The organism is Parvibaculum sp., from assembly GCF_039680535.1.
Lineage (GTDB): Bacteria > Pseudomonadota > Alphaproteobacteria > Parvibaculales > Parvibaculaceae > Parvibaculum.
This window is the reverse complement of sequence record NZ_JBDKSS010000011.1, coordinates 40,643-53,818: the sequence shown is the minus strand read 5'-3', so window position 1 is coordinate 53,818 and position 13,176 is coordinate 40,643. Positions and strand designations below refer to the sequence as shown.

Annotated in this window: 9 protein-coding genes; 5 read left to right on the top strand and 4 right to left on the bottom strand. The window is 64.8% G+C overall.

The window, feature by feature from the left end; translation table 11 throughout:
- The first annotated feature begins 2 nt into the window (after positions 1 to 2).
- The 5 genes from ABFC66_RS06030 to trxA all read left to right on the top strand — a co-directional run bounded on the left by ABFC66_RS06030 (position 3) and on the right by trxA (position 8,781).
- Entirely contained in the window at positions 3 to 1,088 is a 1,086-nt protein-coding gene (locus ABFC66_RS06030; RefSeq protein WP_346740069.1) for a phosphotransferase, read from the top strand.
- Positions 1,089 to 1,099: 11 nt separating this feature from the next.
- On the top strand, positions 1,100 to 1,810 hold the full coding sequence (locus ABFC66_RS06025; RefSeq protein ID WP_346740068.1) for a nucleotidyltransferase family protein: 711 nt from the start codon (positions 1,100 to 1,102) through the stop codon (positions 1,808 to 1,810).
- Between the two features lie 64 nt (positions 1,811 to 1,874).
- Positions 1,875 to 4,883, top strand: coding sequence for a double-strand break repair protein AddB (gene addB / locus ABFC66_RS06020; protein ID WP_346740067.1), 3,009 nt, complete (start codon positions 1,875 to 1,877; stop codon positions 4,881 to 4,883).
- Entirely contained in the window at positions 4,880 to 8,347 is a 3,468-nt protein-coding gene (gene addA / locus ABFC66_RS06015) for a double-strand break repair helicase AddA (RefSeq protein ID WP_346740066.1), read from the top strand. The genes addB and addA overlap by 4 nt, the downstream gene beginning before the upstream one ends.
- A 113-nt stretch (positions 8,348 to 8,460) precedes the next feature.
- The gene (gene trxA, locus ABFC66_RS06010) at positions 8,461 to 8,781 is read left to right on the top strand and encodes a thioredoxin TrxA (protein WP_346740065.1); all 321 of its coding nucleotides are present in this window, start codon (positions 8,461 to 8,463) and stop codon (positions 8,779 to 8,781) included.
- A gap of 67 nt (positions 8,782 to 8,848) precedes the next feature.
- Here the strand turns inward: trxA and ABFC66_RS06005 are convergent, their stop codons facing one another.
- The 4 genes from ABFC66_RS06005 to trpB are packed head-to-tail and all read right to left on the bottom strand — an operon-like array spanning position 8,849 to position 13,167.
- Positions 8,849 to 10,174 carry a folylpolyglutamate synthase/dihydrofolate synthase family protein gene (locus ABFC66_RS06005; protein WP_346740064.1) on the bottom strand — a complete coding sequence of 442 codons (1,326 nt, stop codon included), beginning with the start codon at positions 10,172 to 10,174 and terminating at the stop codon, positions 8,849 to 8,851.
- 11 nt (positions 10,175 to 10,185) lie between these two features.
- A complete protein-coding gene (accD, locus tag ABFC66_RS06000) occupies positions 10,186 to 11,082 on the bottom strand; it encodes an acetyl-CoA carboxylase, carboxyltransferase subunit beta (RefSeq protein WP_346740063.1) in 897 nt (298 codons plus the stop codon).
- A 13-nt stretch (positions 11,083 to 11,095) separates the two neighbouring features.
- Positions 11,096 to 11,935 carry a tryptophan synthase subunit alpha gene (gene trpA, locus ABFC66_RS05995; protein WP_346740062.1) on the bottom strand — a complete coding sequence of 280 codons (840 nt, stop codon included), beginning with the start codon at positions 11,933 to 11,935 and terminating at the stop codon, positions 11,096 to 11,098.
- Positions 11,932 to 13,167: a tryptophan synthase subunit beta gene (gene trpB, locus ABFC66_RS05990; protein WP_346740095.1), complete on the bottom strand. Its 1,236-nt coding sequence runs from the start codon at positions 13,165 to 13,167 to the stop codon at positions 11,932 to 11,934. The genes trpA and trpB overlap by 4 nt, the downstream gene beginning before the upstream one ends.
- Positions 13,168 to 13,176: the final 9 nt, after the last annotated feature.

Below are 13,176 nucleotides of genomic sequence, written 5' to 3'. Positions count from 1 at the left end.
GAATGAATACGCGCGAGGAACTGATCCGCGCCTTTCTGGACGAGGCGGGCTGGGGCGACGCGCGGCGCGGACCGCTGGCGGGCGATGCCTCGACGCGGCGCTATGAGCGTCTCGAAGGGCCGAAGGGCAAGGCCGTGCTGATGGACTGGCCCCGCGCGCCGGAAGCGCCGCTGCCCTCCGGCCAGCGTTCCTACAGCGAGGTTGCGCATCTGGCCGTCGATTGCGGCCCCTTCGTCGCCGTGGATGACTATCTCCGCGGGCTCGGTCTCACCGCACCGGAAATTCTTGCCCGCGATCTCGATGCCGGGCTTCTGCTTCTCGAAGATCTTGGCGATGCGGTTCTCGGCGGCATCATCGACCATGGGCATGGCCCTGCCGGCGAAGCGCTCGACGAAATCTATCGCACTTGCATCGATGCTCTGATCGCACTGCAAGCCGCGGACGCGCCGGCTAGTCTGCCGCTCGGGCAGGGCGCCGCGCATGTCGTGCCTGCCTTCGACGATGGCGTCTTCCGCGCCGAACTCGACGTGCTGCTCGACTGGTATTTTCCGGTGGAGCTGGGACACGAAGCCTCCGCCGATCTTCGCGCCGAATATCACGGCATCTGGACGGGCCTTCGCCCTTTCATCGACGCTGGAACGCCGACGCTGTTCCTGCGCGACTTTCATTCGCCGAACATCATATGGCTTGGGCAAAGGCAGGGCGCGGCGCGGATCGGCCTCATAGACTTTCAGGACGCACTGATCGGCTCGCGTGCCTATGACGTCGTGTCCTTCCTGCAGGATGCGCGGCGCGACGTTTCCCCGGCGCGGGAGCAGGCCATGCTCGACTACTATGTCGATCGTGCTTCGGCCGATCTTTCCGGCTTCGACGAGGCGGAGTTTCGTGCGAGCTACGCGGCGCTCGGCGCGGAGCGTGCGCTGCGCCTCATCGGGCTCTGGCCGCGCCTTCTCAAGCGCGATGGCAAGCCGCAATATATGGCGCACATGCCGCGCACCATGGATTATCTCAAACGTAACCTCGCCCACCCGGCGCTGGCGCCGCTCGCTGCCTGGGTCGAGGCGCATCTGTTCCTGAACTCCCGATAGAGCTCTCCGCGATGAAGATCAAACGCGCAATGGTGATGGCGGCCGGCAAGGGCACCCGCATGCGCCCGCTCACCGACACGACGCCCAAGCCACTCGTTCCCTTCATGGGCGAAGCCCTCATCGACCATGTGCTCGACCGGCTCGAAAAGGCAGGCGTCGAGGAAGTGATCGTCAATGTCCATCACTTCGCCGACAAGCTCGAGGCTCATCTCGCAAAGCGAGGCTTTCCCCACATCGTCATTTCCGACGAGCGCGAGCGCCTGCTCGACACGGGCGGCGGCGCGAAGAGGGCGCTGCCTCTTCTCGGCGAGGAACCTATCATCACCTTCAACTCGGACAGCGTCTGGGTCGAAGGCTGGGGCGAGAATCTGACGAACCTGATCGAGGCCTTCGATCCGGAGCGCATGGACGCCCTGCTCATGATCGCCGACGCCGCCCGCACCATCGGCTATGTCGGGCGGGGCGATTTCGTCATGGATCAGCTCGGCCGCATCACGCGGCGCGGGTCCTCCGAAACCGTGCCCTACATGTTTGCGGGTGTGCAGATCATCAAGCCGCAGCTCTTCGCCGAGGGGCCGGAAGGTGCATTCTCGACCAATCTGATCTGGGACCGGCTGATGGAGGAGGGCCGGCTCTATGGCCAGCGCATGTCGGGCGTCTGGATGCATGTCGGCACACCCGAAGACCTGGCGGCGGCGGAAGAGTTCATTCGCGACCTTTGAGGCTGGTTGATCCGTTCGGCCGGACCTATTCGGAAAAGGGCGGCGGGCAGGGTTAGACTGGCTCATGGCTCACGATTCGCCGCGCCTTTTCACCATTCCCTCCGGCACGCCATTCCTGGACGCGCTGGCAAGGACCCTGCTTGCCGATCCTACGCTGGGCGGGCGCTTCGGCGCGGGCGTGGAGCTTCCCGACATCACCATCCTTCTGCCGACGCGCCGTGCAGTGCGGGCCCTGTCCGATGCCTTCCTGCGCGCGGGCGGCGGCAAGGCCCTGCTGCTGCCCATCATGCGGCCGCTGGGCGATGTCGACGAGGATGAGCTGGTCCTCGATATATCCTCGCAGCCCTCTGCATCGCTGACGCTGCCGCCCGAAATCTCCGGGCTGGAACGCCAGTTCCGCCTTGCCCGCCTGATTCTCGATCTCGACGAGACAGATGAAAGCGCGGACCTTGCGAGAGCACTGGCGCTTGCCGCCGATCTTGGCCGCTTTCTCGACATGGCGCTGACGGAGCGTGTCGCGCTGACCTCTCTCGGATCGCTCGTGCCGGAGGAATTCGCCGAATACTGGCAGATCACCATCGAGTTCCTGAAACTTCTGACCGAGCGTTGGCCGGAGGAGCTTGCCCGGCTCGGCTTCATGGAAGGCGCGGCGCGGCGTAACGCGCTTCTCGAAAGTCAGGCTGCCGCCTGGACGAAGTCTCCGCCTGCAAAGCCGGTCATTGCGGCGGGTTCGACGGGTTCGATCCCCGCCGCCGCCGATCTTCTCGCCGTCGTGGCGCGGCTGGCCGCAGGTGCGGTCGTGCTGCCGGGCCTCGATACGGAACTCGATGCGGAAAGCTGGAATGCAATCGGCGGCAAGGGCACCGAGTCGCATCCGCAATATGGGCTGAAGAAACTCCTCATGCATCTCCGCGCAGAGCGCGATGACGTCGCGCTTTGGCCTGGGGTCGATGTGGCGCCCGCACGGCGAGCCCGGATGCGGCTTCTTTCGGAGGCGCTGCGGCCCGCCGATACGACCTCGCTCTGGCGCTCGCGTCTGGATCTGCTGAGGCCGGATGCCGACGCGGCGCTGGAGGGGCTCTCGCTCGTCACGGCGCCGACGCAGCGCGAAGAGGCCGGCGCCATTGCGCTGCTCATGCGCGGCGCGCTGGAGACGCAAGGCAAGACGGCGGCTCTCATCACGCCGGATCGCGCGCTGGGCCGCCGCGTCGCTGCGGAGCTTCGCCGCTGGGGCATCGAGATCGACGACTCCGGCGGTCGGCCCCTCGCTCACACGCCGCCCATGATCTATCTCCGCCTCGTCGCGGAATTGGTGGCGGAAGATTTCGCGCCGCTGACCTTTCTCGCCGCCCTGAAGCATCCGCTCGCAGGCCTCGGCAATCCGGCGCGGCTGCGCGACGAAGTGCGCCGCCTCGAGCGGCTCGTGCTGCGGGGGCCGCGTCCTGCGCCGGGACTTGCGGGACTCCGCGCCGCGCTTGCTGAAGCACACAAGGCGGCAGAAGCACGCGATGCTCCGGTAAAGGATTTCGCGGGGCTCGACGGCCTGCTTGACCGTATCGAGACTGCGCTGCGTCCCCTTATCGATCTCTACGGGCGCGAGGCGCCTGTGGCGGATATCGCACGCGCGCATGTCGCGGCGGCGGAAGCGCTCGCCTTTCGTGGCGAGGGACGTACGCCCGAACTCTGGGCGAAGGAAGAGGGCGAAGCAGCTTCGACATTCGTTGTGGATCTGATCGAGTCGGCAGCGACGCTCGGCGCCTGCGATCTCGAAACCTATGCCCGTCTTTTCGCCGAGCTCGGCATGACGCGTGTGCTGCGGCCGCGCTTCGGCCGCCATCCGCGTCTCTTCATCTGGGGACCGCTCGAAGCGCGGCTTCAGCATGCCGATTGCATCATTCTAGGCAGTCTCAATGAAGGGACGTGGCCGGCTGAGGCCAATATCGATCCCTGGCTTAACCGGCCCATGCGCGCAGCGCTCGGCCTTGAGCCGCCGGAACGTCACATCGGTCTTTCCGCCCATGACTTCGCCGAAGGCGCGAGCGCGGCGGAAGTTGTGCTGACGCGCGCGCTGAAGGTCGACGGCGCTCCGACGGTTGCCTCGCGCTGGCTTCTCCGGCTGCAGAGCCTGCTCGCGGGTCTTGGCCGCGCGGAGGCGCTCGATGCGCCCAATTGGGCAGGCTGGGCGCAGAAGCTCGACGAGGCGGGCGATCCCATCCCCATCGGGAAGCCGCGCCCGACGCCGCCGCTCGAAGCGCGGCCGAAGCGCTTCTCCGTCACGGAAATAGAAACCCTGATCCGCGATCCCTATGCGATCTATGCGAAAAGGGTGCTGAACCTTCGCCCGCTCGATCCGATCGACGCCGATGGGGCGGGGGCCGAGCGTGGAAACATCATCCACGAGGCACTCGAGAAATTTGCCCGCGCATACCCGCAAGGCCTTCCCGCAAACGCGCTTGATGAGCTCATCCGCATCGGCCGCGAGACCTTCGCCCATGCGCTCGACCGTCCCGGTGTTGCGGCCTTCTGGTGGCCGCGCTTCAAGCGTATCGCTGCCTGGATCGTCGATTACGAGGAGAGGCTTCGCGCCGATGTGAAGCGCGTCCATGCCGAAGTGAAAGGCGAAATCGAGATTGTGGAACTCGCGCACCCGGTGAAATTGGTGGGCAAGGCCGACCGCATCGACGAGCGCCGCGACGGCACCGTCCGCATCATCGACTACAAGACCGGCGCGATGCCTTCGCTGGCGCAGGTGGAGGCGGGGCTCACGCCGCAGCTTCCGCTCGAAGCGGCGATGATCGCGCGAGGTGGTTTTAAAGACATCGGCGCCGCGACCGCCTCGGCCCTTCTCTATCTGCGGCTCACGGGCGGAGAAAAGGCAGGCGAGGCGCGGGCGATCGAGCCTGAAAATCTCGTCGAGGAGACATATGCCAATCTCGTCGCCCTGCTCGCGAGTTATGAGGACGAGGCGACGCCCTATCTGTCGCGTCCGCGTCCCATGTTCGAAGCGAGCTATGGCGACTACGACCATCTCGCCAGGGTGAAGGAGTGGTCGTCTGCGGGAGGCGGCGAATGAGCGGCGAAACGAAGAAGCGCCCCGCCGCCGATGAAGCGCAGATGCGCGCTTCCGATCCGGAAGCCTCCGTCTGGGTATCCGCCAATGCGGGCTCGGGAAAGACGCATGCGCTGACGACACGCGTTGCCCGCCTTCTGCTTGCGGGAAGCGAGCCGGGCCGCATTCTTTGTCTCACCTTCACCAAGGCGGCTGCGGCGGAAATGTCGAGCCGCCTCTACAAGCGCCTCGGCGACTGGGCGATGCTTTCCGACGAAGTGCTCGCGAGCGAACTCACGAAGCTCGAAGGGCGCATCCCCTCAAAGGCGAAGCTCGATCTCGCGCGGCGTCTTTTTGCACGCGCCATCGAGACGCCGGGCGGCCTCAAGATTCAGACCATTCATGCCTTCTGCGAAAGGCTTCTGGGGCGCTTTCCGCTCGAAGCAGGCGTGCCGCCGAATTTCGAGATTCTCGACGATCGTGGCGCTGACGAGTTGATGGCCGATGTGCGCGACGGCGTGTTGCGCCGTGCGGGCGCTGAACCGGAAACGCCGCTTGGCCGCGCATTGGCACTGGTGGTCGAGCGGGTCGATGAACTCGCGTTCGGCGAGCTGCTGAAGGAGGTGACGCAGCGCCGCGACACGTTCGAGAAGCTGCTGAACCAGTTTGGCGGCCTCGATGGTGTCATCCGGGCAATCCGTCTCGCGCTTCAGGTGGAAGATGGCGAGACGGTCGAGAGCCTATCCGCCGGGATCGGCGATCTGCCTGAAAAGGATATGCGTGCTGCCGCCGATCTTCTCGCGACAGGCAGCAAGACCGACATGGAACGCGCCGCGGCGCTTCATGCCTTTCTTGCCGAGCCGGCAAGGCGGCTCGAAAATCTCGACGCCTATAAGGCCATCTTTCTCACCAAGGAAGATGCGCCGCGAAAGACGCTCATCACCAAGAAGCCCGCCGAGTCGAACCCCGCGCTCGCGGAAGCGCTGGTGCGCGAGCAGGAGCGCATCCTCGCCCTCGTCGCGCGTCTTCGCGCGGTCGGCGTCGCGCAGGCGACGGAAGCGATCTTCCATCTCGCCGATGCGATCCTTGCCGATTTCGAGCGTGCGAAGCGATACCGTGCCCTTCTCGACTATGACGATCTCATTGCCCATGCCCGCAGGCTTCTCGTCGAAAGCAGCATGGCGGCCTGGGTGCTCTACAAGCTCGATGGCGGCATCGATCACATTCTTGTCGATGAGGCGCAGGACACCAGCCCTGAGCAATGGGACGTGATCTCGGCTCTGGCGGAGGAGTTCGTTTCGGGATCGAGCTCGCGTGACGTGAGGAGAACGATCTTCGCGGTCGGCGACGAGAAGCAGTCGATCTTTTCCTTTCAGGGTGCGGACCCGGCCCGGTTCGACGCCATGCGGCGGCATTTCGAGCGCCGCGTGAAGCAGGCGGAGATGAGCTGGTCCGCCATTCCTCTGGTGCGCTCGTTCCGGTCCGTGCCGGAAGTGCTTGCCGCCGTGGACAAGGTTTTTGCGATGGCCGTCGCGAGCGATGGTCTCAGCGTTTCCGGCGCGGTCGATACGCATATTGCCCATCGCAACCTCGACGCGGGACTTGTCGAGATTTGGGATCTCGAAGCGCCGGACGAACAGGATGAGCAAAGCGCTTGGGACGCGCCGCTCGATTACCTGACCGAGACCGCGCCCGTGGCGAAGCTTGCGAGCCGTATTGCGACGACGATCCGGGGTTGGCTCGACAACAGGGAACCGCTTGTCGCGAAGGGGCGGCCGATCCGTCCCGGCGATATTCTGATTCTCGTTCGCCGCCGTAATGCCTTCGTCTCGGAGATGGTGCGGCATCTGAAGGAAGCTCACATCCCGGTCGCCGGCGCGGATCGCATGGTGCTGACCGAGCAAATTGCGGTCATGGATCTCATGGCGGCGGGTGCCTTTGCGCTTCTGCCGGAAGACGATCTCAACCTCGCGACCTTGCTGAAGAGTCCGTTGATCGGTCTCACCGAGGAAGAGCTTTTCGATCTGGCGCGAAATCGCAAGGGCAGGCTCTGGGATGCGCTGGAGACTCATGCGAGGGAGGCGACGCGCTTCGGGGAGGCTCATGCGGCGCTCGCAAATATCCGCGCCCGCGCCGACTTTGCACCGCCTTACGAGTTTTATGCCGAGTTGCTCGGAGCGGGCGATGGCAGGCGCAAGCTGCTGGCACGTCTCGGCCCCGATGCGAACGATCCGATAGACGAGTTCCTCGCGCTTGCTCTCGAATTCGAGCGGCGTCATGCGCCGACGCTGCAGGCCTTCCTGCATTGGATCGAAAGCGGCGGCGCAGAGATCAAGCGCGATATGGAGCAGGGGCGCGACGAGGTGCGCGTGATGACGGTCCACGGCGCCAAGGGCCTCGAGGCCGAAATCGTCTTCATGCCGGACACCTGCTCCCTTCCCGGTGCGCGGCACGATCCGGCGCTGCTCGCGCTGCCGACGGACCCGCAGCTTCTTCTCTGGCCTGTTCGGAAAAAGGATGAGGACGGGTTGTCGGCGATTGCACGCGAGGCGCATCGCAAGGCGCAGGCCGATGAATATCGCCGGCTTCTCTATGTCGCCATGACGCGCGCGCGCGACCGGCTCTATGTGTGCGGCTATCGCGGCGCAGCCGAGCCCGCCCCCGATTGCTGGTACAATCTCATCACCGCCGCGTTGATGCCGGAAGCGCAGGAGATCGAACTTGCCGATGGACGCAAGGTCTGGCGGATCGAGGGCGAGCAGCAGCGCGAGCCGGAAGTCGCAGGGCATGTCGCTGCCGTCGAGTTGCCTGCGCTCGAGGACTGGATGCGCGCGAGGGCACCCGCCGAGCCGACGCCATCGCGACCGCTCGCGCCCTCGCGGCTGCCGCCTGAAGATCTCGATGAGCCGCCTGCGCTCTCTCCGCTCGCTGGCGACACCAATGGGCGCTATCAGCGCGGGCGGCTCATTCATCGTCTGCTGCAAACGCTGCCGGCGCTTGCGGTTGCCGAGCGTGCCGAGGCGGCACGCCGCTTTCTCGCCAATCCGGCGCATGCGCTCGATGCCGCGGCGCAGGCGGAAATGGCGACCGCGGTTTTCACCGTGCTCGATGAACCTGCCTTCGCCGATATTTTCGGGCCCGAGGGCCGCGCGGAAGTGGCGGTTGTCGGACGCATCGATTTTGCGGGAAAGCCCACCCTCGTCTCGGGGCAGATCGACAGGCTCTGCGTGACCGCGACCAGAGTCACGGTGATCGACTTCAAGACGAACCGGCCGTCTGCGCGCGATGTAACCGAAGTGAGCCCTGCCTATGTGGCGCAGATGGCGGCCTATCGCGCCGTGCTGACGCAGGCCTATCCGTGCCGCGAGATCGTCTGCGCCCTTCTCTGGACCGATGGGCCGCGGCTGATGCCGCTGCCTGCCGCCATGCTGGACGAGGCCCTGAAAGCCCCGATTGCGCGAGAAAAGCGCGGCCATTCCGTGCCTTGACCTCCGGGGGGGCGGTTCCTAGATTCAATCCAACTGAGCCCTTAGAAAGCCCCGGATGCTGGGGCGGGCCGGTTGGCTCCAATGGAGCCGCGGCCCGCAGGAAAGGAATGACGATGTCAACGAGCAAGGTTACCGACGCCACATTCGAGTCGGACGTACTGGATGCGGACGGCCCGGTTCTGGTCGATTTCTGGGCCACCTGGTGCGGCCCGTGCAAGCAGATCGCCCCGGCGCTTGAAGAGATCGCCAAGGAATATGGCGGCAAGCTCCGCGTCGCCAAGATCGACATCGACGAGAATCCCAACACGCCGACGAAATATGGCGTGCGTGGCGTTCCCACCATGATGATCTTCAAGGACGGCCAGGTCGCCGCGACGAAGGTCGGCGCGCTGCCCAAGGGCAAGATCGTCGAATGGATCGAAGGCGCTCTCTGAGCTTTCCTCGATACGAATTGAAAAGGCCGGTCGCCGGACCGGCCTTTTTTCGTTCGGCTCATTTTGTTCAGCCGTTGTCCTTGAGCACGGCACCGGCGAGATAGAGGGAGCCGCATATGAGAACGCGCGGAGCCTCCCCTCCCGTGCGAGCAAGGCCGCGCTGCAGCGCTTCTTCGATGGAAGGCGCCGGGGAAGCGTCGAGGCCCACATTTCGTGCGGCCTCGACAAGCGTCTCGGGCGGCAGACACGCCGGGTCGTCGGGGATCGCAACCGTCTCGACATGCGAGACGAGGCCGTCGAAGGGCGCGAGGAAGCCGCTCGCGTCCTTCGTTTCCTTCATGCCGACGATCATGATGAGCGGCTTCGGGTTGCTCTGCGTGAAATCCGCCATGGCATGGGCGACGACGCGGCCGGCCGAAGGATTGTGCCCGCCATCGAGCCAGAGTTCCGCATGGGGTGGCAGCGCCGCGACGAGGGGGCCACGCGTCAGGCGTTGCAGCCGCGCCGGCCACTCGGCCTCACGCAATCCCCGCGCAATGGAGTCCTCGCCGAGCGGCAGCATTTGCGCCTGGCGCAGAGCGCAGATGGCGACGCCCGCATTGTCGATCTGGTGGCGGCCGGGAAGGCGCGGCAGCGGCAGATCGAGAAGGCCATGCTCGTCCTGATAGACGAGGTGGCCCTGTTCCTCATGCGCGCTGAAATCCTGTCCCCAGATGAGCAGCGGGGCGCCGATTCTTGCGGCCTCTTCCTCGATGGCGGCGCGGCCTTCGTCGGTCTGCGGGCCGATCACGGCGGGAACGCCGCGTTTGAGGATGCCGGCCTTTTCCCGTGCGATGAGGTCGATGGTATTGCCGAGAAACTGCTGATGATCGAGATCGACCGGCGTGATGACGGTGACGGCTGGATGATCGATCACATTGGTTGTGTCGAGCTTGCCGCCCATGCCGACTTCGAGGATCAGAGCGTCGGCCTTGTGTCTCGCGAAAGCGAGAAAGGCCATGCAGGTCGTGATCTCGAAAAAGGTGATGGGTTTGCCGTCATTCACCCGCTCGCATTCGTCGAGCAGCGCCGCAAGCTCCGCCTCGTCGATGGGCGCGCTTTTCGGACGGCCCGCAAGCCTGATGCGCTCATGGAAGCGCACAAGATGCGGCGAGGTATAGGAATGGACGCCATAGCCGCCCGCTTCGAGGCAGCTGCGCAGATAGGCTGAGGTTGAGCCCTTGCCGTTGGTGCCTGCGATATGAAAGGTCGGCGGCAGCGCGCGCTCGGGATGGCCGAGCGCGGCAAGAAGCCGCCAGGTACGGTCGAGCGACAGGTCGATCAGCTTCGAATGAAGCTTCGTCACCCGTTCGAGAATGATATCGCTCGACTCGGTTTTGCGTTCGCCGCTCAAGGGCTCGCCCGTCAGCGTGATGCCGTCCGCGCGGGCAGCGTCGACGGCGTGCCGAGCTTCGGCTTGTGCATGAGGATGCGGATCGTGCGCGCCAGCGTATCCTTGAGCTTGTGGCGATGCACGATCATGTCGATCATGCCGTGGTCGAGCTGGAATTCGGCTTTCTGGAAATCGTCGGGCAGCTTTTCGCGGATCGTCTGCTCGATGACGCGGCGGCCCGAGAAGCCGATCAGCGCGCCGGGCTCGGAAATCTGGATGTCGCCGAGCATGGCATAGGAGGCGAGCACGCCGCCCGTCGTCGGGTCGGTGAGGACGACGATGTAGGGAATCCCCGCATCGCGCAGCATCTCGACGGCGACCGTCGTGCGCGGCATCTGCATGAGGGAGAGGATGCCCTCCTGCATGCGTGCGCCGCCTGCCGCGGTGAAGAGGATGAAGGGCGCTTTCTTTTCGATCGCGATTTCCGCGCTCTTGATGATCGCTTCGCCGGCGGCCATGCCGAGCGAGCCGCCCATGAAGGCGAAATCCTGAATGGAGATCACCGTTTCCACGCCGTCGAGCGGACCGTGGGCGACGGTGATCGCCTCGTCGCGGCCGGTCTTGGAGCGGGCTTCCTTGAGGCGGTCGGGATATTTCTTCTGGTCGCGGAATTTCAGCGGATCGAGCGGTACGCCCGCGACTGTAACCGTCTGGTACTGGCCATCGTCGAAAAGCGATGCGAGACGCGCCGTCGTGCCGAGGCGCATGTGATGATCGCAATGCGGGCAGACATTGAGCGCCGTTTCCAGATCGCGATGGAAGATCATCTCGTTGCAGGCAGGGCACTTGCGCCAGAGATTGTCCGGCGTGTCCTTCTTCTTGAAGACGCGCTGGATGCGCGGGCGGACGACGTTTGTGATCCAGTTCATGGGGTCTCTCCGTTCATTCCGCGGCTTTTGCGTGGGCGCTATGGACACCTTCGGCCAGCGCGCGAACCTGCGTGAGCACGCGCGCGGCTGCGCCCGCCTTCGGCTTGCCGTTCGCATCGAGTTCGTCGGCAATGGCGCTGACGATGGCCGAGCCGATGACGGCGCCGTCGGCGGCGCCTGCGATGGCGTGGGCCTGTTCCGGCGTCTTGATGCCGAAGCCAACCGCGACGGGCAGCGATGTGTGCCGCTTGATGCGCTCGACGGCGGCTGCAACCTTGCCCGTGTCCGGGGTCGCCGAACCGGTGATGCCGGTGATCGAGACGTAATAGACAAATCCGCTCGTGTTCGCGAGAACGGCAGGCAGGCGCCTGTCGTCGGTCGTCGGGGTCGCGAGACGGATGAAGTTCAATCCCGCGTTGAGGGCGGGTACGCACAGCTCGTCGTCTTCTTCCGGCGGAAGGTCGACCACGATGAGCCCGTCGACGCCGGCGGTGGTTGCCGCTTCGAGGAACTTCGTTACGCCCATGTGATAGATCGGGTTGTAGTAACCCATCAGCACGATCGGCGTGTCGTTATCGGCGGCGCGGAAGGCGCGCACGAGTTCGAGCGTCTTCTTCATCGTCGCGCCGCCTTTGAGCGCGCGCTGCGAGGATGCCTGAATTGCGGGACCGTCGGCCATCGGATCGGTGAAGGGCATGCCGAGTTCGATCACGTCGGCGCCAGCGCCCGGCAGGCCCTTCAGCAGTTCGAGCGAGAAATCGAAATCGGGATCGTTCGCCGTGATGAAAGTCACGAAGGCGGGACGGCCTTCGGCCTTGAGCGCTGCAAAGCGCTTGTCGAGACGTGTGCTCACAGCTTCACTCCCAGATGCTCGGCCACAGAGAACACGTCCTTGTCGCCACGGCCCGAGAGGCAGACGACGATGATGTGATCCTTGGACAGGGTCGGCGCGAGCTTCGTCACATGGGCAAGCGCATGGGCGGGTTCGAGTGCCGGAATGATGCCTTCGACCTTGGAGCAGAGCTGGAAGGCATCGAGCGCCTCCCTGTCCGTCGCGGCGACATAATTCACGCGGCCGATATCGCTGAGCCACGAATGCTCCGGCCCGATGCCCGGATAGTCGAGGCCCGCCGAGATCGAATGGCCTTCGAGGATCTGGCCGTCTTCGTTCTGAAGAAGATAGGTGCGGTTGCCGTGGAGCACGCCGGGGCTGCCGCCGAGGATCGAGGCGGAATGCTCGCCCGTTGCAATGCCGTGGCCGCCCGCTTCGACGCCGACGATCTCGACGCCGCTGTCGTCGAGGAAGGGATGGAAAAGGCCCATGGCGTTCGAGCCGCCGCCAACGCAGGCGACGAGCGTATCGGGCAGACGGCCTTCGATCTCGAGAATCTGCTTCTTCGTCTCGTCGCCGATCACCGACTGGAAATCTCGCACCATGGCCGGATAGGGATGCGGGCCCGCAACGGTGCCGATGAGGTAGTAGGTGTCCTCGACATTCGTCACCCAGTCGCGCAGCGCTTCGTTCATCGCATCCTTGAGCGTGCCGGAACCGGAAGTGACCGGCACGACTTCAGCGCCGAGGAGCTTCATGCGGAAGACGTTCGGCTTCTGACGTTCGACGTCGGTCGCGCCCATATAGACGACGCAAGGCAGGCCGAAGCGCGCGCAGACCGTCGCCGTCGCGACGCCATGCTGACCCGCGCCCGTTTCCGCGATGATGCGCGTCTTGCCCATGCGCCGCGCGAGCTGGATCTGACCGAGGCAATTGTTGATCTTGTGCGAGCCGGTGTGGTTGAGCTCTTCGCGCTTGAAATAGATCTTCGCGCCGCCGAGATGCTCGGTCAGGCGTTCCGCGAAATAGAGCGGGCTCGGGCGACCGGCATAATGCGTGTTGAGATGCGTCAGCTCGGCATGGAAAGCCGGATCGTTCTTTGCCTCGTCATAGGCTTTTTCGAGGTCGAGGATCAGCGGCATCAGCGTCTCGGCGACAAAGCGTCCGCCAAAAATGCCGAAGCGTCCGCGTTCGTCGGGGCCGGCTCTGTAGGAATTGACTTTGGAAGTCACGCTCACGTCTTTTTCTTTCATCATCACGTC

Excerpts from the sequence above, each read along its gene's own strand:
- ABFC66_RS06030 (WP_346740069.1), top strand. The coding sequence starts at position 3 with ATGAATACGCGCGAGGAACTGATCCGCGCCTTTCTGGACGAGGCGGGC.
- ABFC66_RS06025 (WP_346740068.1), top strand. The coding sequence starts at position 1,100 with ATGAAGATCAAACGCGCAATGGTGATGGCGGCCGGCAAGGGCACCCGC.
- addB (WP_346740067.1), top strand. The coding sequence starts at position 1,875 with ATGGCTCACGATTCGCCGCGCCTTTTCACCATTCCCTCCGGCACGCCA.
- addA (WP_346740066.1), top strand. The coding sequence starts at position 4,880 with ATGAGCGGCGAAACGAAGAAGCGCCCCGCCGCCGATGAAGCGCAGATG.
- trxA (WP_346740065.1), top strand. The coding sequence starts at position 8,461 with ATGTCAACGAGCAAGGTTACCGACGCCACATTCGAGTCGGACGTACTG.
- accD (WP_346740063.1), bottom strand. The coding sequence starts at position 11,082 with ATGAACTGGATCACAAACGTCGTCCGCCCGCGCATCCAGCGCGTCTTC.
- trpB (WP_346740095.1), bottom strand. The coding sequence starts at position 13,167 with ATGAAAGAAAAAGACGTGAGCGTGACTTCCAAAGTCAATTCCTACAGA.